This window comes from Vibrio sp. 10N.222.52.C3 (assembly GCF_041474195.1).
GTDB lineage: Bacteria > Pseudomonadota > Gammaproteobacteria > Enterobacterales > Vibrionaceae > Vibrio > Vibrio crassostreae_C.
The window spans coordinates 1-17,406 of the sequence record NZ_JBFRTQ010000045.1 but is presented as its reverse complement, the minus strand read 5'-3'; the positions used below and the strand labels follow the sequence as shown (position 1 = coordinate 17,406).

Here is a 17,406-nt window from a genome sequence, read left to right as displayed (position 1 = left end):
GGTCCAAAAGGCTTAATCCATTCATTATGGCTAAATATCTGCTGTTAAAAAACAGTATATGACCACACCTAAATCTGATCATCAAATCGATCTTGAATGTATTGAATTTGTTGTGACTTCAGTGTACAAGTTAGTGGAAACATCACTTCACGCTACCCCTTATTCCATATGGGTTTTTCATGATCTTGCCCTGATCTACTCGCAAAACACCAGTTCGTCTTTGTCGATCAACTCTGGAATCTCTGTTGGATACAAAAAGAGAACTGGGGCCAACGAGTTCAGTTTGATACCTACTATACCGATGCTGAAAACGATGAAGACGGCACCAATCGCTATACCACCAACTATGGCATCAGCTATGACTTGAACGAAGTCACCTATTTGGTCGCGACAACACGTTTTGAACACAACCACTTTGGTACTTATCGTAAGCAATTTATAACGGCTACAGGATTGGGTCGCCACTTTTATGATACTGAAAGAATCAAACTTCAAGGCTCTGCGGGTCCGGGTTACCGAATCAGTCAACGCCAATCCTCCGATGAAGAGTTCCCGAACAAAGAGAACTATGAGCTGATCGTGAATGCCAGTGTTGATGGCTCTCTGACGCTCACAGAGACGTTTTCTATCGGGGCAACCGCTAACATGGCTTACGGTGAAGAGAACACCAATTACAATCTTAAAGGCTATCTAAAGAACATCTTGATAGGCAATTTGGCGCTAACTTTTGATACCGAATACATCTACAACACCACTGACGCATCAGACCAAAGTAACGCCGAAATCTACAGCTCAATGAACCTCAACTACGATTTCTAAACAACGCATCCCCCATCGAACATGCAAAAGGATTTGCATGATCGTTCAGAGAATCATTACTAAGCCGTATAAGAAAACCAACCTATTGACTCTAGCTCCATAACTAGAAAAATTGTATTGAGATGTGTTTTTGGGATCGGTAGCTCAAAGCTCTGTCAACAAAATGTAAAACCGCTCTTTAGCCAATGAAAACCTCATGGTTTATCGATAAAGTTTGCTCACCTTTTGTATTACAAAAAATTTTTATGTTCAACTATCAACAACCTTTAAAATACCTCAAAGTTGCTGCGTTTATCTCTAGTGGATTATTACTCGCTGGCTGTGAAGCTAATGCTAAAAGCGAACAAGCAGAGCTTAAAACATGCACCGATTGCAATTGGAACATCGAGCAATGGAAAATCACCCTTCCAGTCAGTGGTGACGATTACTACAACAATGGCCGTAGCAGCGCTGCCGAGCTCATCCCCCAAGAATGTAATGGTAAAGAGTACTTAACCAACGACACTCATCTTCCTTGGTTCTCTCGTGAGTCTGTTAATGGCGAAGAACGTCTAAAATTCAACGTTGATCTTGGTGGTCAAGTTTCAACAACAGCAAACACAAAATACGCTCGTTCGGAACTTCGTGAATTGTATAAGTTCAATACCGAAAATCGATGCAGCACTAGAGACCAAAACTGGGCAGTAACCGGAACACACGAACTAAAAGCGACGTTAAGCGTTGACCAATTTCCGGATAAAGATGTGACAGGCAGCGACCCTAAAGTGGTTCTTGGTCAAATCCATGGCAAGGACATTAAGCAAGCGCTGGTCAAATTGCAGTGGGATGGTGAAAACAAACCGGTACGCGTTGTTCTGAACGATTCATTTCTACCAGGAAACAAAATGTGTAGCGACTGTCAGCCATTCAGTGTCAACCTAGGGGTTGCACCAGCAAACCTGGATTGGGATTACACGATTCGTCTTGATGACCAAGGTATTTACCTTTCAACACTCATTGATAATGAATTAACAGAACAGTTCTTACCATGGGGCATAGAAACAGAAGATCGTGATGGCAACAAGGTTACGTTGTCAAAAGCATGGTTAGAGGAAGAGTACTACTTTAAAGCCGGTCTTTACGCCCAAATAAAGCCGTCAAGAGAGTTTGCTGGTCAAGTATTCTCGGTCAGCTTCTCGAAGATCAATATTGATCATAGATAGATTACTCATAGATAGAAAGTCACCCCATCAGTTGTGTCTCGAATCACTACTGATACTTGAAACGGCGTGTGGGTATCTCATCCATACGCTGTTTTATCACTGATGCGCCCACGACATCGCAACTCGCTAAGCAAACCTTGCGTTCATTGTTCAAATGACCACGTCTAAGCAAAGACTGACAGCTTTTTAAAAGTAACCCCACCTTTAGCTGATTATATAGAAAACGTTAATTCTGTTTTGCCCAGCGCCCCGTTTATCTACAAACCTTGGTGTAATAGATTGGTTGCAAGCAAACAAAAGGAGCGAACACATTATGTTATCTAATCAACTAGAGCGCGCACGCGCCATCGATTTACCGACACGAGAAGCGATGCTTCAACGAGCTCCTTCTGTACAACAGTTTTGGGACAACAATAAGGGCTTGTTCAGCGAGGCTTGGAAAGAATGGGAAGCAAGTGCGGAAGGCAGCCAATTGGATTTCGATGATTCACTGTTAGATGCCCGCCTGCGTGAAGCTGTTAGAGAAGCTTGGCAAGATCCAACGAAAGAAATCGCGGTAAAAGACTTACTCGAAGAGCTCTCTCCTGGAGTATTTAAGTTCCAGTTCTTTGATGCTGAACGTCTCGCTGAGTTGCGTGATTACTTAGAAGCTGTCTCGAATGCTCAAATCCCGCTTCGCCCACCATATGGCATAGTGCTTAACCGTGGTGGAGCAATGTTAGACAGCCGATCTGAAGGTTATTTAGCCGCGCCAAGTTTCCAAGCGTTTTACCGAGATTTACTCGACAGTTACATGCGCCCTATCGCTCGCTTACTGTTCCCTGAAATCATGGGTTACGATACGCAAACTTTTGGGTTCTCGATTCAGTATCAAGCGAACAAAGATACCTCTTTACGCCTGCATACTGATGCGTCTTCTGTCACGCTCAACATTAATATAAATATGCCAGATGAAGAGTTTTCAGGGTCAGAACTTAACTTTTATGACCCTGCTACGGGTAAGATGAACGAAACGACATTCACGCCTGGTGTCGCTATGATTCATCGAGGAAACGTTGCCCATGCGGCGCTGCCGATAACAAGTGGTGAACGTTCGAACTTGGTATTGTGGTTGTATGGCGACCGTGGACAAATACCACACCATAACTCGGCAATAGAGCCTATAGATGCGCATCAACGCTGGACAGTACCAACAGTGGTACATGACAATTTTGCTCCGTTCTAGACTGTTTTGTACCGTTCTAGGCAGTATCCAAAGTTCCAGACAACTTCGCACATTTCTAGACAGCTTCGTACCATGTTAAATGATACAAACTCTCTTAGCTTTTCACGCAATTGAGAGAGTTTATGATCAGTGAAGGTGTAGAGCTTTCTTCAGATGCCATGGCTTATATCCCATTAAATAATGATGAATTGTTATTGGTCACTCAGCGCGGAATGATTCACTTCTGTAAAAAAGTAATATGTTCTGACCTACCTGCTTACTCAAATGCAGATCCTGAATTGAACATTAACTAATCGGCTAACTATCAACTATTTCGGTCAGTAGCTGTACTTAAGCCAATACGTTAGGACCTATGCATTTCCACATCAATTCAACCCTCGCTGAAGCCTACTTAACTTTCCGTTCCCAGTCGGCTTCAGTTCATAAACTAATCAGATATCATGTAAAAGCACACATTTCTCTTTATTTTTGTACGTTAGGCCCCAAAAGTCATAGGTTTATAAATCCACAACTTTGTATGCAACTCCTCACAATCAAAGGTGATCCAAGTTATATTCTAACAAGCCACAAAATTTGTTTATTAACATCTAAACAACAGTAGTTTTTCACGATTTACAACCACAATTAACATCGAAAAAAATGTTTGTCTTAGATCATATCAACCTCAACTATGCCTCGTGCCACAGTGCAGTTTTCTGTACATTCATTGTCATATTCTGAAACACTTTCTTATATTTTTTAAACTTTGTGGAGATTTATATGTTAGAGCTCTTGATCGGATTAGTGATTACTATTGCTGTTGGTTACTTTATTGTAAAAGGCTATAAAGCGGCGGGTGTATTACTAACTGCTGGCCTTGCCCTACTTCTTATCACCGGCCTTATTGGTCACACAGTCTTACCAGCTAAGGTAGCTTCAACAGGTAACATGGTTACCGACTCACTAGAATTTGTTAAATACATGCTTCAGTACCGCGGGGGCGGCCTAGGCATGCAAATCATGCTTCTTTGTGGTTTTGCTTCTTACATGACGCACATTGGTGCTAACAACGTGGTAGTGAAACAGTTCTCTAAACCGCTTGCTGCGATCAAATCTCCCTATGTACTTCTTGTTGCGGCTTACATCGTAGCGTGTCTGATGTCTCTAGCAGTAAGTTCTGCAACGGGTCTTGGTGTGCTATTGATGGCAACCCTATTCCCAATGATGACGGCAATGGGTATTTCTCGCCCAGCGGCAGTTGCAGTTTGTGCGTCACCTGCAGCCATCATTCTTTCACCAACGTCTGGTGATGTGGTTATCGCGGCAGAAAAATCAGGCATGTCTCTTGATGTGTTTGCTGTTCAAACGGTACTGCCTGTTTCTATCTGTGCGATCATCGTGATGGCGGGTGCGGCTTTCTTCTGGAACAAATACCTAGATAAGAAAGAAAACACACCAATGGAAAAAGTAGACGTTTCTGAAATCGAAACAACGGCGCCGGCTTTCTACGCTGCACTTCCATTCCTACCTATCATCGGCGTTTTCCTATTCAACGGTCGTACGATTCCAGGGCTTTCACTTGATATCTACACTATTGTGGTAGGTTCTATCTTCGTAGGCGCAGTTATCGATTACGTTGTTAAGAAGTTTGACGGCGAGAAAACACTAGAAGATCTAGACTCTTGCTACCAAGGCATGGCTGACGCGTTCAAAGGCGTGGTAATGCTGTTGGTTGCGGCGGGCGTATTTGCTCAAGGTCTAATGTCTATCGGTGCAATTGATAACCTAATAGGTCTTGCCGAATCTGCAGGCGCAGGCGGCATCGCATTGATGCTTATCCTCACAGGTCTAACGGTTGCTGCGGCAATTGCGACAGGTTCAGGTAATGCACCTTTCTATGCATTCGTAGAACTGGCTCCATCATTAGCGGCGAAAATGGGCTTGAACCCAGCGTTCCTAATCATCCCAATGCTTCAAGCATCGAACCTAGGTCGTACAATTTCACCAGTATCTGGCGTAATCGTAGCGACTTCTGGTATGGGTAAAATCAGCCCATTTGAAGTCGTAAAACGTACGTCTGTACCGGTAATCTGTGGTCTTATCACGGTTATCTTCGGTACGCTTGTATTAGTTCCAATGGCGGCTTAAGCCTTAAGTTTCTAATCTCAAAGAACGAGAACAAACGAACACCAATACTGATATAAAATGCGTAAACAAAAAGGCGCTGAACTTAATAAGTTCAGCGCCTTTTTTAATGTCACTTTCTCAACATCGTTAAAACTATCGAGACATGTACAAAATGTATAAACAGTCAGGCTTGAAATAGTGTTATCTCAAAGGAACAAGCCCTACTTCATTTCACCATAGCGTTCTAGATACAGAACCGTTGCAGCGGTACGGGAAGGCACTTGCAGCTTTTTCAACAAGCTTTTCATATGTACCTTAACTGTCGATTCAGAAATAAACAGGTGATCGGCGATCTGCTTATTACGGTAACCTTTCGCGACTTCTTGAAGGATCTGCATTTCACGTTCAGTCAGTTGTTCGAAGATATCATTGCGGCTTCCAGCATCATTTAGGTAACGAGCAACCACACTGCTGTAAGCCTTGTCACCGCTGTGTGCTTGCTTAAGCAGTTCAATTAACTCATCGGGTTCAGTGTCTTTCAACAAGTAGCCATCAGCGCCTGCTTTTACAATCGCTTCAATGTCTGCAGGGCTATCAGAAACCGTTAGAATAACAATGTTTGCGCTAGAACCGTCAGTGCGAAGTGCTTTCAAGGTATCTAAACCAGACATGCCCTTCATATTGAGATCCAAAAGGATCAAATCAGGTTCTTCTTCATGAGCAAGAGCAACCGCTTCAGTGCCGTTACTTGCTTCTGCAATCACTTCGAATTCGTCTTCAAAGCTCAGTAATTGGCTTATACCTCTGCGCATCAATGGATGATCATCAACCAGCATTACTTTACAAATCGTCAACTTTAACTTCCTTCAAACTTTTATATTTCAATATGACTGTACAGCCTTCACCTTGCGCCGCTTCAATCGTCAAGTCGCCATTCAGTCTTACCGCACGCTCATGCATAATGCTCATCCCGTAGTGGTTCACCTTGGAACTACTTGAGTCAAAGCCATCTCCATTATCTTTTATCACGACTAATACTTCACCGTCCTCATCGATACAGCATACATCTATCAAGTCGGCATTGGCGTGTTTTATTGCATTTATTGTTGCTTCACGAATCAATTGAAGCAAGTGAACCTGACTATGCGCATCAAGCTCGATCGATGAGAGATTATTAGTGAGGTTAATCTTCGCATCGGTTCTCTCGCTGAGCGCCTCAAGCATGGTACTTAAGGCGTCTCCAAAGTTGCCCTCTTTAATGGTCAACCTAAATGTGGTGAGTAGCTCTCTTAACTGGGTATAAGCGTCGGCTAAGCCGTTTCCGATCTCAGACGCGATTTGTTCAGATTGCTCTCGGTGCTGTTGCTCTGGCAGTTTGCCAATCACACGCTTTAATAGTGTAACTTGAATTTTCAAGTACGACAGTGATTGAGCCAATGAATCGTGGAGTTCACGTGCAATCGTGGCACGCTCTTCCATGATAATAAGCTGTTCAGCTTTCTTTTGAGCACGATTGTAGTAGATCGCTCTCGATAGCAGTTGAATGAAGCTTTCGATCAGAGCTTTAGTTGAGTGCCCGTGGTGATATGAACAGTATAAATAGCCGAGAATAAGTTCGTTATCGTCGAGTTTCATCTCAAACTTTTCGTAGTCTAAATTCGAATCGTAACCTTCATCCATAATCAATGAACGGCCTGAGTTATCGACAATCTCGAGCCTCAGTGATCCAATCCCTTCCAAGCTCACGAGATGCTGCAAGATAGCTCGGAAGTTTTCAGGAGCAATACGCGTCACCGTGAGCTCTTGTGACGAGTTATAAAGTGCCTGCAGCGACTGGTTCGCATTTTGCAGCTCAATCGTCTTTGCATCCACCACATCTTCAAGGTTTCGATAAAGCACGCCTAAATCTTTGGCCATCGAGTTGAAGGTTTTGGTCAAAATGCCCATTTCGTTGTTACTGGTCACCTTGAGTTCTACCTCGAAGTCGCTGTTTTTGATTCTTTGGCTCGCACCGACAAGAGCATGTAGCGGTTTAACAACCTGTTTACGTACAAAGTGAACAACAAAAAGAGATATGACCAGAATCCCACCAAGGCCGATACCACCAGCCCACGCTAACTTTATTAACTTGTCTTCAGAGAACTCTTGCAGCTTATAAACGAAGCCATCGATTTCAGCCACGAAGTTTTCAACCAACACGAGATAGTGATCGCGCTCTTCGCTATTCAAGACCTGTTTTAGCTCATGCCAACGGCCGATAATTAAATAGTAATCTTCTGTGATGTCTGTCGGAACATTCCAACTGACCAAATTAGTCATGGATGGCGAGTAAAGAGAACTTTCGAATTCACGAATATGAGATTCATAATCGACAGATTCTATTTGAATATCATGGGCTAAACGGTAGCTTTGCATTCGCATTGAACCGGCCACGTTAACCGCTTCCGCATCATTCAAACTTGAAGCCAAAGTAAAGATGGCAAAGCCAGTCGTAGCAACCGACAACAGCAGTATAGAGAGCAAAGATTTTGCTATCGTACTTGTTACAGATGAAACCGGTTTTATAAGCAAAAGTGCCTTCCTATTGATAAATGACTTGCCAGCGATATCGTATTGTCACACATCAAAAATCATAGCTCCATTCAATATGTGATCACTCGCTCCGTAATTTATTGATCTAAGACAATATATGCCCCCAATTAGCCCTTAGGGGGTATTTATACAATTGTTTCTAAAACTACACTACTTGTGAGGACTCATTACAAGATATTAATAGAATAATGACCTACAATTACAACATCTTAGTAACATCTATAGGTATCTAGTGGTAGATCTATCAAAACGCCGTCTTTTTTCAAGACGAAAAGTTGACTCAAGCCAGATTCGTTTGCCTTGGATTGACAGCCTAGAAAGCTTTACAGATGACTGTACTCGCTGCGGTAAATGCATCGAGAGTTGTGAGACTAAGATAATCATTGTAGGCGATGGTGGTTTTCCCACTGTAGATTTCTCTATTGATGAGTGTACGTTCTGCTATCAATGTGCAGATGTTTGTCCCGAACCCATTTTTAAGCCAAAGCAAGGAGAGCCTTGGCAAGCAAAAGCACAAATCTCTGATAAGTGTTTAGCGCAACAAAATGTTGAATGCCGAAGCTGTGGTGACATGTGTGAACCTATGGCCATTCAATTTGAACTTAGAGCAGGCAGTGTTGCTCTACCAAAAATCGAGTTAGATGAGTGTAGCGGTTGTGGGGCCTGCGTAGCAATTTGCCCTACTTCGGCTATTCTTGTGAGTAATGCATAAAACAAAAATAACGAGAGCAATTTATGGCACTAAATGAAGTGCATATATCAAGTTTAGTCGTGCATGTGAGCCCTGAGCATCTAAATGAGATCAAAGCGGAGATCGAGCAATTCGATAACGCTGAAATCTACGGAGATAGCCCTGAAGGCAAAATCATCGTGGTCCTAGAAACTGAAAACCAAGGTTTTGTAACGGACACCATCGAAGCAATAAACAACATTAAGAACGTTTTGGGGACAGCTTTGGTTTATCACCAAATCGAAACTGGACTCGACGAAACGGATTTAGAAACTGGAAGTAACAATTCTCAACTTGAGGGTGAAGTATGAAAATGACAAGACGTGCGTTTGTGAAAGCAAACGCAGCTGCATCAGCGGCAGCCGTTGCAGGTGTAACTCTACCGGCAACAGCAACCAACCTGATTGCTAGCTCTGATCAAACAAAAATCACGTGGGATAAAGCGCCTTGTCGTTTTTGTGGTACGGGCTGTTCGGTACTAGTAGGTACTCAAAACGGCAAAGTGGTTGCGACTCAAGGTGACCCAGAAGCACCGGTAAACAAAGGCCTCAACTGTATCAAAGGCTACTTCCTTTCAAAAATCATGTACGGCAAAGACCGTCTAGAACAACCTCTTCTTCGTATGAAAGATGGCGAGTTCCATAAAGATGGTGATTTCGCACCCGTATCTTGGGACAAAGCGTTCGACGTGATGGCTGAGAAATGGAAAGCTTCACTGAAGAAGAACGGTCCAACAGGTGTTGGTATGTTCGGTTCAGGCCAATGGACAGTAATGGAAGGCTACGCAGCCGTTAAGATGATGAAAGCGGGTTTCCGTTCAAACAACATAGATCCAAACGCTCGTCACTGTATGGCTTCTGCTGTAGTAGGCTTCATGCGCACTTTCGGTATTGATGAGCCAATGGGTTGTTACGATGACTTTGAACACGCAGACGCATTCGTACTGTGGGGTTCAAACATGGCAGAAATGCACCCAGTACTATGGACTCGTATTACAGACCGTCGTCTAAGCCACCCACACGTTAAAGTAAACGTACTGTCTACTTACTACCACCGTTCTTTCGAGCTTGCAGACACGGGTTACATCTTCAACCCTCAGTCTGACCTTGCGATCGCAAACTTCATCGCAAACTACATCATCCAAAACGATGCGGTTAACTGGGACTTCGTGAACAAGCACACGAACTTCAAGCAAGCAACGACAGACATCGGTTACGGTCTGCGCGACGATGATCCACTACAGAAAGCAGCCGCAAACCCTAACTCAGGCGAAATGACTGCTATCTCTTTCGAAGACTACAAAGCGTCTGTTGCTGAATACACAGTTGAGAAAGCGTCTGAAATGTCAGGTGTATCTCAAGAAGACCTTATCAAGCTGGCTAAGCAATATGCCGATCCAAACATCAAAGTAATGTCACTTTGGACTATGGGTATGAACCAACATACTCGTGGCGTATGGATGAACAGCCTTGTGTACAACATCCACCTTCTTACAGGTAAGATTTCTACTCCAGGTAACAGCCCATTCTCACTAACTGGCCAACCGTCAGCGTGTGGTACAGCGCGTGAAGTTGGTACATTCGCTCACCGTTTACCTGCCGATATGGTGGTTGCTAACCCTAAACACCGTAAAATTGCAGAAGATATCTGGAAACTTCCAGAAGGCACCATTCCACCGGTACCCGGCGCTCACGCTGTTCTTCAAGACCGTATGTTGAAAGACGGTAAAATCAACGCTTACTGGGTAATGTGTAACAACAACATGCAAGCGGGTCCAAACATCAACACTGAACGTCTGCCAGGTTACCGTAACCCAGATAACTTCATTGTATGTTCTGACCCGTACCCAACGGCAACAGCTCAAGCGGCTGACCTCATCCTTCCAACAGCAATGTGGATTGAGAAAGAAGGCGCTTACGGTAACGCAGAGCGTCGTACACAAGCATGGTACCAACAAGTGAAAACTGTAGGTGAAGCTAAGTCTGACCTATGGCAAATCATGGAATTCTCTAAGCGCTTCACTATTGAAGAAGTTTGGGGTGAAGAACTGGTTGCGAAAATGCCTGAGTACCGTGGCAAAACCATGTACGACGTGCTTTACAAAAACGGCAACGTTGATGCATTCCCACTGTCTGAAGCTCAAGAGCTTAACGACGATGCACAAGCTCAAGGTTTCTACGTTCAAAAAGGTCTATTCGAAGAATACGCAGCCTTTGGTCGCGGCCACGGTCACGATTTAGCACCATACGATCGCTACCACCAAGTTCGTGGTCTACGTTGGCCTGTTGTTGACGGTAAAGAGACACTATGGCGCTTTAAAGAAGGTTCAGATCCATATGCTAAGAAAGGTTCTGATTGGGACTTCTACGGCAAACCAGATGGTAAAGCACTGATCATCAATGCACCATACGAAGCGCCACCTGAAGTACCAAACGATGAATACGATATGTGGCTATGTACAGGTCGTGTTCTTGAGCACTGGCACACAGGTACTATGACTCGTCGTGTACCAGAACTTTACAAAGCAGTACCGGATGCACTTTGTTACATCCACCCTGCTGATGCTAAAGCTCGTGGTCTTCGCCGTGGTGATGAAGTTCTTATCGAAAACAAACGTGGTGAAGTACGCGTTCGTGTTGAAACTCGTGGTCGTAACCGTCCACCACAAGGCTTGGTATTCGTACCATTCTTTGATGCAAGAATTCTGATCAACAAGTTGATCTTGGATGCAACGGATCCTCTGTCTAAACAGACGGATTACAAGAAGTGTCCAGTTAAGATCACTAAGGTCGCTTAAGGACAATATGTTCTTACCACTTAGCTCGTAGATCTGACGTTTTTAATATTGCGACTGCTTTTTTCGTTACTTTTTGAAAGAAGTAGTCCACTCAAAGAATTAGCCTTTAGGCGGAGAAATTAACCATGAAAAAACTGATTACTGCCCTACTATCAGCTGGTCTTTTGCTAGCTGGTGCAGTTCAAGCTGAAGCTGAACTGGATAACCCAGGCGGCATTGGTGGCGTAGAATCTCTACGTGGTGCAAGTGAACTTGAAGCAACTCGCGCAGCAGATGACTTCAAAAAGTTCCCTCGTGACCAAGTACTTGAGAGTGACTACGTATACCAACCACCTCTAGTGCCTCATACTATTCGTAGCTATGAAGTTTCTCTTAACGCTAACAAGTGTCTTTCTTGCCACAGCTGGAAAAACGCAAAAGAAATGGGTGCTACTAAAGTGAGTGTAACTCACTACATGAACCGTGAAGATGCGGTACTTGCAGACGTATCACCTCGTCGTTACTTCTGTCTACAGTGTCACGTACCTCAAGCTAATGCTAAGCCACTAGTTGAGAACGAGTTCAAACCTGTAGATTCACTGCGTTAATCGTAGCCGGACTGTAAGAGAGGCTATATATGATAAAATTACTTAAAGCGTTTTGGAAAAGACTTGCGACACCAAGCAAAGCAGCCGTAGGCGTTGTTTTGTTCTTGGGTTTCTCGGGTGGTCTTTTGTTCTGGGGTGCATTCAACACGGGTATGGAGGCAACCAACACGGAAGAATTCTGTTCTGGCTGTCACGCACCTATCGTTGCTGAAATCCAAGAGACAATTCACTACTCTAACCGTTCTGGTGTTCGTGCTATCTGTTCAGACTGTCACGTTCCTCATGAATGGACAGATAAAATTGTTCGTAAGGTTCAAGCATCTAAAGAGCTATACGCACACTTTATTGCGAAAACCATCAATACTGAAGAAAAGTTCAAAGCACGTCGTGCTCACCTAGCGGAACGCGAATGGGCTCGATTGAAGAAGAACGATTCACTTGAGTGTCGTAACTGTCACCAGTTCGATTACATGGACTTCTCAGAGCAGAGCCCCCGTAGTGCGAAACAACACTCGACTGCGCTAGCTTCTGGTGAAAAAACGTGTGTAGACTGTCACAAAGGTATTGCACACAAACTACCAGACATGCACGGCGTTGAAGGCTGGCAATAAGGAGCGATTGAATGAGTACTTTAGAAAGCGTAATTTGGCACATCCTAGGTTACAGCGCTATGCCAGTTATCATTCTTGGTGGCTTTGCAGGTGTTGCAGCCGTATCTCTTTGGATTTTATCTATGGGTAAAGACAAAGAAATCGATTAACAATCGAGATTCCATCAACTTCTACCAGATAATTCTGATATGAGTTGATACGAAAAAGCCACTGATTTCAGTGGCTTTTTTATTATCTGACGTTGTGTATCTTTATAATTGAATGTGACTTAACGCCCTAAGCTTCGTTTTCTGGCGCTTCTTTCTCTGCGGTCTCTTTATCAACCTGCTCTTGATCGACAATCGGCAGCACCTGTTTTACATAGTTGCCTGGCGCTTTGCCAATCACAGGATTAAGCTCTGAGCCTTGATTGAAAGGTTCGATTTTTTCGTCAGTTTCAAAACCTTGTAGCCACTGATTCCAGTGTGTCCACCAAGACCCCTCATTATGAGTCGCATTAGTTAGCCACTCATCCGCCGAGTCGTCTAGGTTGTCATTCAGCCAGAACCCGTACTTCTTCTTATCTGGATGGTTAACAATACCCGCGATATGACCAGATTCACCAAGCACGAACGTCTTGTTGCCACCGGTATTCAAGGCACCACGGTAAGTCCCCTGCCAAAGCGCGATATGATCTTCTTTCGCTGAAATGAAGTAGCTTGGTATTTTTATCTTATTGAGATCAATCCAGACACCGCCTACTTTCACGCCTTTGTCTTGAACAAGTTTATTCTCAAGGTAAAGCTCACGCAGCAAGAAATTATGGCATTTAGCTGCAACGTTAGTGCTGTCACTGTTCCAGTACAACAGATCAAACTCCATTGGGCTGCTGCCTTTTAGGTAGTTATCAATGTAGTAGTTCCAGTACAGGCTGTTTTCACGAAGCAAACTGAATGTCACGCTTAATGAACGACCATCCATGAATCCTTTAGCATCGTTCTGTTTCTCAATGGCGTTAATGATCGTTTCATTGATATATGCGCCAACCTCTCCCGGCTGAGAGAAGTCTAATAGAGTCGTAAAAAAGGTCGCAGTTTTAATGCGTTTCTTCATTCTTTTAGCAGCATAGTAAGCGACCGTTGAAGCGAGAACAGTACCACCAATGCAGTAACCTGCAGCATTGATTTGCTCTTTACCCGTGATATCTTCAATTGCCGTCACGGCTTTCGCTACGCCTTCCGTGACATAGTCACCGAACTCTAAGTCTTTTTGCGCTTCACCTGGGTTGCGCCAAGACATCATGAAGACGCTGTGCCCTTGCTCAAGCAACCAACGAACCATTGAGTTCTTTTCACGAAGGTCGAGAATGTAGTACTTATTGATGAATGGAGGAACGATCAACAAAGGCGTGGCGTTCACCTGAGGTGTTTTTGGGTAGTATTGAATAAGCTCGAACAGATCATTTTGAAAAACGACATCACCTTCCGTGTTCGCAACATCAACACCTAATCGGAAGGCATTATTGTTGGTCATACGGATCTTGAGGATATCCGCGCTCGCTTCAACGTCAACTTGTAGCTGCTCTAGCCCATCTAGCAAGTTCTCACCATTGCGCTCAAGCGTTAGCTTCATCAACTCTGGGTTAGTCGCAATGAAGTTACTAGGAGAAAGAGCATTGATAGCCTGACGTGAAAAGAACGCCACACGTTCCTTGGTTTTCTCGTCTATGCCTTCGATTGAATTAATGGTGTCTATATAGCTTTTGCTGAATAACAAATAAGACTGCTTGATAAAGCTGTAAAACGGGTCATTTTTCCACGCTTCATCAATAAAGCGTTTATCACTGCGCTCTTCAGTAATGACGCTTTCGGTATTACCCATCAGTGCGGCATTTTGCCAAATCTTAAGTTGCTGTTCCCACCACTGGGATTGTAACTGAAGGAGAACGGCGGGTTGGTTAGCGGCTTGCTCGAAGATTTTTGACGCATCATCAAAATTCAACTCTTGCATCGCTTGATTTAGGGGAGATTGCGCGGCTTCCTTGTTTTGTTCAAAGTTTTCCCACCATTGCTGGTTTGTTTGTTGAAGTTTAACAAGGTAGTCCGAAAAGAAGTGTTGAAACATAACATGACTCCAATAATCGGAAAATCGCCACCGAGCCTCACAGTAAACACTGTGCTGACTCGATGGCGATTTTATTTATGCAGGTGTAACTGTTTTCAAGTTTTCAGTTGTTAGTGTTTCAACATCTTCTTTGAACTCTTTTGCAGCAGCTTGCATTTTTGAGCTATCACTCATCATCTGTTGAGACAATTGAGTTAGCGCTGCTAGTTGCTGGCTGTTGAACGCCGTTAGGCTAGTCACGTCTTTGATTTCAGTCACTGCTTTCATTTGCGCAAGACCCATGTTCGTGTAAGTCTGCATTGCATTCATTTGCAGTTCTGTCATCGTTTGGACGTTCTTTGCAACCAACTTGTTGAACTTTAAGTACGGTTCAAATTGCTTTTCAGTTTGGTCAGTAATTGTTTTGAAAATATCCGTGTACATAAGTAACTCCTGATGAATACATAGTTTAATAAATTTGTGTCACTATCGTTTCAGCCAACGCTCATCGATTAACTCGCGATGCTTTGAAAAGCTGATCCGATATTTAAGCTTGCTACCGATATATCAGGCTCTAACCTTCAATACCTTTTAGCAAAACAGCGGTTCCCATTCCCCCACCCACACAGAGTGAAGCAACGCCATAAGTCGTTTTCTGTTCAAGCATTTCATGGATGAGTGCAACAATAATTCGATTGCCTGAAGCACCTAAAGGATGGCCAAGCGCGATTGCACCACCATTCACATTGACCTTTGGCTTGAACTCATCAAGCGGTAAGTCATGCTGCTCTGACAATTGGTACATTACGCCAAGAGCTTGTGCTGCAAACGCTTCATTCAATTCAAACAAATCTACTTCTTCTAGAGTGAGATTCGCCTTATCAAGCGTTTTAGAAACGGCTTCTACTGGGCCTAAACCCATAATCTTTGGATCTAATCCAGACTGTGCGTAGCTCGTTAGCTCTACCAGTGGTGTCAGTCCGTATTTCGCTACTGCACTCTCTGAGGCTAAGATGATTGCACTCGCGCCATCATTGATGCCCGAAGCGTTACCTGCCGTAACAGACCCTTCACGGTCAAAAGCTGGACGAAGCTTTTGCAGACCTTCGAATGTCGCGTCTGACTTCGGATACTCATCGGTATCAAAAGTGACGGTTTGTCTGCGCTGCTTAACTTCTACAGGCACGATTTGCTCGTTAAACTTACCCGCCTCTATCGCAGCAACGGCTTTTTGTTGGCTTTCTAAGGCATAGTTATCTTGAGCTAGGCGCGAAATATTCAACGTGTTCGCGATATTTTCAGCGGTCATGCCCATGTGGTAGTGATTAAACGCATCGGTTAAGCCATCACCAACCAGTAAGTCTTTCATTGAGATGTCACCCATTTTGTGACCATTACGAACGCTCGCTGGTACCACAAAAGGAATTTGTGACATCACTTCAACGCCAGCAGCAATAACCACTTCAGCATCTTGTGCTTTGATGTGCGCCGCTGCGTCCATCACTGATTTCATTCCGCTGCCGCAAATCATGTTCACGCCGTATGCTGGTGTTTCCTCAGGAAGCCCTGCATAGATGGAAGCCTGACGAGCAACCCCCATGCCTTGACCTGCCGAAATCACGTTGCCGACGATTACTTCATCAATCGCATCTAACGAAAGATCGACAGACTCAAGTGCACCTTTGATCGCAACGCCAGCCAGTTCACCCGCAGATACGTTTTTTAGCGACCCGGTAAATGCACCAATAGGAGTGCGCTTAGCCGCAACAATAAATACTTTTTCCATCATTCCAACCCCTTCAGTTTCGCCAATTACTGCATGTACAAGCCGCCATTCACAGACAATGTTTCGCCTGTAATGTACGCGCCAGATTCACTCGCTAAAAAGCCCACTGCGTCTGCAATTTCAACAGGTGTTGCTAAGCGTTTCATCGGAATTTGGTTCTTGATTGAATCCAGTACTTCAGGCTTCATTTGCTCAACCATAGGAGTTGCTGTGTAGCCAGGGGCAATCACGTTCACGGTTACGCCGCTACGAGCGCCTTCTGCAGCCAAAGCTTTAGAAAAACCAATCATTCCAGCTTTCGCTGCTGAGTAGTTAGTCTGTCCAAATTGACCTTTAAGACCATTGACGGAAGAGATGTTGATGACACGGCAGTTACCCTTTTCACACATAGGAGCGAACAAAGGTTGAGTCACGTTGAACAGACTGTTTAGGTTTGTTTCAATCACGTCTTTCCACGCTTCGGCATCCATCTTTTTAAAGACGCTATCACGTGTAATACCTGCGTTATTGACTAGTACATCCACCGTGCCTTCTTCTTCTAACAACTTGCTTAAGCTCAGCGCACATTCCGCAGTATTGGTAACATCTAATTCAAACAATCTCACTTGATCTTCGGTGAATTGTTTTTCGTTAAACCAATCCAAGGCACATTGGTAATTTCCAGTAAAATAAGTCGCGATAACACGATAGCCGTCTGCAACTAATTTAGAGGAAATTGCTGAGCCGATACCGCCTTTTGACCCTGTAATTAAAGCAAGCTTTTTCATTAATGGTTCCATCCCTTACAAGCAATTAAATAACAATGATGTTAATAAGATAATGTCTTAGCTGATAATTAAACTTTACGTTTTGCTTTAATTAAACCCTAC

16 protein-coding genes and 1 pseudogene are annotated in these 17,406 nt (G+C 43.9%); 11 read left to right on the top strand and 6 right to left on the bottom strand.

Features of this window, described 5'->3' with window-relative positions; genetic code table 11:
• Positions 1-133 precede the first annotated feature (133 nt).
• From AB4517_RS08560 to dcuC, 5 genes and pseudogenes are all read left to right on the top strand, one after another.
• A pseudogene (locus tag AB4517_RS08560) lies at positions 134-819 on the top strand (DUF481 domain-containing protein).
• A 185-nt stretch (positions 820-1,004) separates the two neighbouring features.
• The gene (locus AB4517_RS08555) at positions 1,005-2,021 is read left to right on the top strand and encodes a polysaccharide lyase family 7 protein (protein WP_372148202.1); all 1,017 of its coding nucleotides are present in this window, start codon (positions 1,005-1,007) and stop codon (positions 2,019-2,021) included.
• Positions 2,022-2,334: 313 nt separating this feature from the next.
• On the top strand, positions 2,335-3,246 hold the full coding sequence (locus tag AB4517_RS08550) for a 2OG-Fe(II) oxygenase (RefSeq protein ID WP_372148201.1): 912 nt from the start codon (positions 2,335-2,337) through the stop codon (positions 3,244-3,246).
• A 122-nt stretch (positions 3,247-3,368) separates the two neighbouring features.
• Positions 3,369-3,539 carry a hypothetical protein gene (locus AB4517_RS08545; RefSeq protein WP_372136577.1) on the top strand — a complete coding sequence of 57 codons (171 nt, stop codon included), beginning with the start codon at positions 3,369-3,371 and terminating at the stop codon, positions 3,537-3,539.
• A gap of 466 nt (positions 3,540-4,005) precedes the next feature.
• Positions 4,006-5,373, top strand: a complete 1,368-nt coding sequence (gene dcuC, locus AB4517_RS08540; RefSeq protein ID WP_009845449.1) for an anaerobic C4-dicarboxylate transporter DcuC — start codon at positions 4,006-4,008, stop codon at positions 5,371-5,373.
• A gap of 200 nt (positions 5,374-5,573) precedes the next feature.
• Here the strand turns inward: dcuC and AB4517_RS08535 are convergent, their stop codons facing one another.
• Together AB4517_RS08535 and narQ are read right to left on the bottom strand one after the other, a co-directional pair.
• Positions 5,574-6,206, bottom strand: coding sequence for a response regulator (locus AB4517_RS08535; protein ID WP_017062609.1), 633 nt, complete (start codon positions 6,204-6,206; stop codon positions 5,574-5,576).
• Positions 6,193-7,923 carry a nitrate/nitrite two-component system sensor histidine kinase NarQ gene (gene narQ / locus AB4517_RS08530; RefSeq protein ID WP_136974740.1) on the bottom strand — a complete coding sequence of 577 codons (1,731 nt, stop codon included), beginning with the start codon at positions 7,921-7,923 and terminating at the stop codon, positions 6,193-6,195. The genes AB4517_RS08535 and narQ overlap by 14 nt, the downstream gene beginning before the upstream one ends.
• 253 nt (positions 7,924-8,176) lie before the next feature.
• Here narQ and napF point away from each other — a divergent pair, with 253 nt between their 5' ends.
• From napF to AB4517_RS08500, 6 genes are all read left to right on the top strand, one after another.
• Entirely contained in the window at positions 8,177-8,656 is a 480-nt protein-coding gene (gene napF / locus AB4517_RS08525; RefSeq protein ID WP_017062611.1) for a ferredoxin-type protein NapF, read from the top strand.
• Positions 8,657-8,679: 23 nt separating this feature from the next.
• Positions 8,680-8,985 carry a chaperone NapD gene (locus tag AB4517_RS08520; protein ID WP_008219286.1) on the top strand — a complete coding sequence of 102 codons (306 nt, stop codon included), beginning with the start codon at positions 8,680-8,682 and terminating at the stop codon, positions 8,983-8,985.
• Positions 8,982-11,471 (top strand): periplasmic nitrate reductase subunit alpha, encoded by a 2,490-nt coding sequence (napA, locus tag AB4517_RS08515; protein ID WP_017062613.1) that lies wholly within the window; start codon positions 8,982-8,984, stop codon positions 11,469-11,471. The genes AB4517_RS08520 and napA overlap by 4 nt, the downstream gene beginning before the upstream one ends.
• Before the next feature lie 125 nt (positions 11,472-11,596).
• Positions 11,597-12,058 (top strand): nitrate reductase cytochrome c-type subunit, encoded by a 462-nt coding sequence (locus AB4517_RS08510; protein ID WP_017062614.1) that lies wholly within the window; start codon positions 11,597-11,599, stop codon positions 12,056-12,058.
• Positions 12,059-12,087: 29 nt separating this feature from the next.
• Positions 12,088-12,669, top strand: coding sequence for a NapC/NirT family cytochrome c (locus AB4517_RS08505; protein ID WP_009845456.1), 582 nt, complete (start codon positions 12,088-12,090; stop codon positions 12,667-12,669).
• Positions 12,670-12,680: 11 nt separating this feature from the next.
• Entirely contained in the window at positions 12,681-12,818 is a 138-nt protein-coding gene (locus AB4517_RS08500) for a TIGR02808 family protein (protein WP_010430103.1), read from the top strand.
• Positions 12,819-12,945: 127 nt separating this feature from the next.
• On the opposite strand, the gene phaC is transcribed toward AB4517_RS08500, so the two are convergent.
• The 4 genes from phaC to AB4517_RS08480 form a co-directional block, all read right to left on the bottom strand.
• Positions 12,946-14,772, bottom strand: a complete 1,827-nt coding sequence (phaC, locus tag AB4517_RS08495) for a class I poly(R)-hydroxyalkanoic acid synthase (RefSeq protein ID WP_372148200.1) — start codon at positions 14,770-14,772, stop codon at positions 12,946-12,948.
• A 75-nt stretch (positions 14,773-14,847) separates the two neighbouring features.
• Positions 14,848-15,195, bottom strand: a complete 348-nt coding sequence (locus AB4517_RS08490; protein ID WP_017062616.1) for a phasin family protein — start codon at positions 15,193-15,195, stop codon at positions 14,848-14,850.
• Between the two features lie 130 nt (positions 15,196-15,325).
• Positions 15,326-16,537, bottom strand: coding sequence for an acetyl-CoA C-acetyltransferase (locus tag AB4517_RS08485; RefSeq protein WP_102320772.1), 1,212 nt, complete (start codon positions 16,535-16,537; stop codon positions 15,326-15,328).
• Positions 16,538-16,563: 26 nt separating this feature from the next.
• A complete protein-coding gene (locus AB4517_RS08480) occupies positions 16,564-17,304 on the bottom strand; it encodes an SDR family oxidoreductase (RefSeq protein ID WP_017062618.1) in 741 nt (246 codons plus the stop codon).
• Positions 17,305-17,406: the final 102 nt, after the last annotated feature.

Bases quoted from the DNA above. Each gene is read 5' to 3' on its own strand.
- napA (WP_017062613.1), top strand. From the start codon at position 8,982: ATGAAAATGACAAGACGTGCGTTTGTGAAAGCAAACGCAGCTGCATCA.
- AB4517_RS08520 (WP_008219286.1), top strand. From the start codon at position 8,680: ATGGCACTAAATGAAGTGCATATATCAAGTTTAGTCGTGCATGTGAGC.
- AB4517_RS08490 (WP_017062616.1), bottom strand. From the start codon at position 15,195: ATGTACACGGATATTTTCAAAACAATTACTGACCAAACTGAAAAGCAA.
- AB4517_RS08510 (WP_017062614.1), top strand. From the start codon at position 11,597: ATGAAAAAACTGATTACTGCCCTACTATCAGCTGGTCTTTTGCTAGCT.
- phaC (WP_372148200.1), bottom strand. From the start codon at position 14,772: ATGTTTCAACACTTCTTTTCGGACTACCTTGTTAAACTTCAACAAACA.
- AB4517_RS08500 (WP_010430103.1), top strand. From the start codon at position 12,681: ATGAGTACTTTAGAAAGCGTAATTTGGCACATCCTAGGTTACAGCGCT.
- AB4517_RS08485 (WP_102320772.1), bottom strand. From the start codon at position 16,537: ATGGAAAAAGTATTTATTGTTGCGGCTAAGCGCACTCCTATTGGTGCA.
- AB4517_RS08545 (WP_372136577.1), top strand. From the start codon at position 3,369: ATGATCAGTGAAGGTGTAGAGCTTTCTTCAGATGCCATGGCTTATATC.
- AB4517_RS08555 (WP_372148202.1), top strand. From the start codon at position 1,005: ATGAAAACCTCATGGTTTATCGATAAAGTTTGCTCACCTTTTGTATTA.
- AB4517_RS08550 (WP_372148201.1), top strand. From the start codon at position 2,335: ATGTTATCTAATCAACTAGAGCGCGCACGCGCCATCGATTTACCGACA.
- AB4517_RS08480 (WP_017062618.1), bottom strand. From the start codon at position 17,304: ATGAAAAAGCTTGCTTTAATTACAGGGTCAAAAGGCGGTATCGGCTCA.
- AB4517_RS08505 (WP_009845456.1), top strand. From the start codon at position 12,088: ATGATAAAATTACTTAAAGCGTTTTGGAAAAGACTTGCGACACCAAGC.
- dcuC (WP_009845449.1), top strand. From the start codon at position 4,006: ATGTTAGAGCTCTTGATCGGATTAGTGATTACTATTGCTGTTGGTTAC.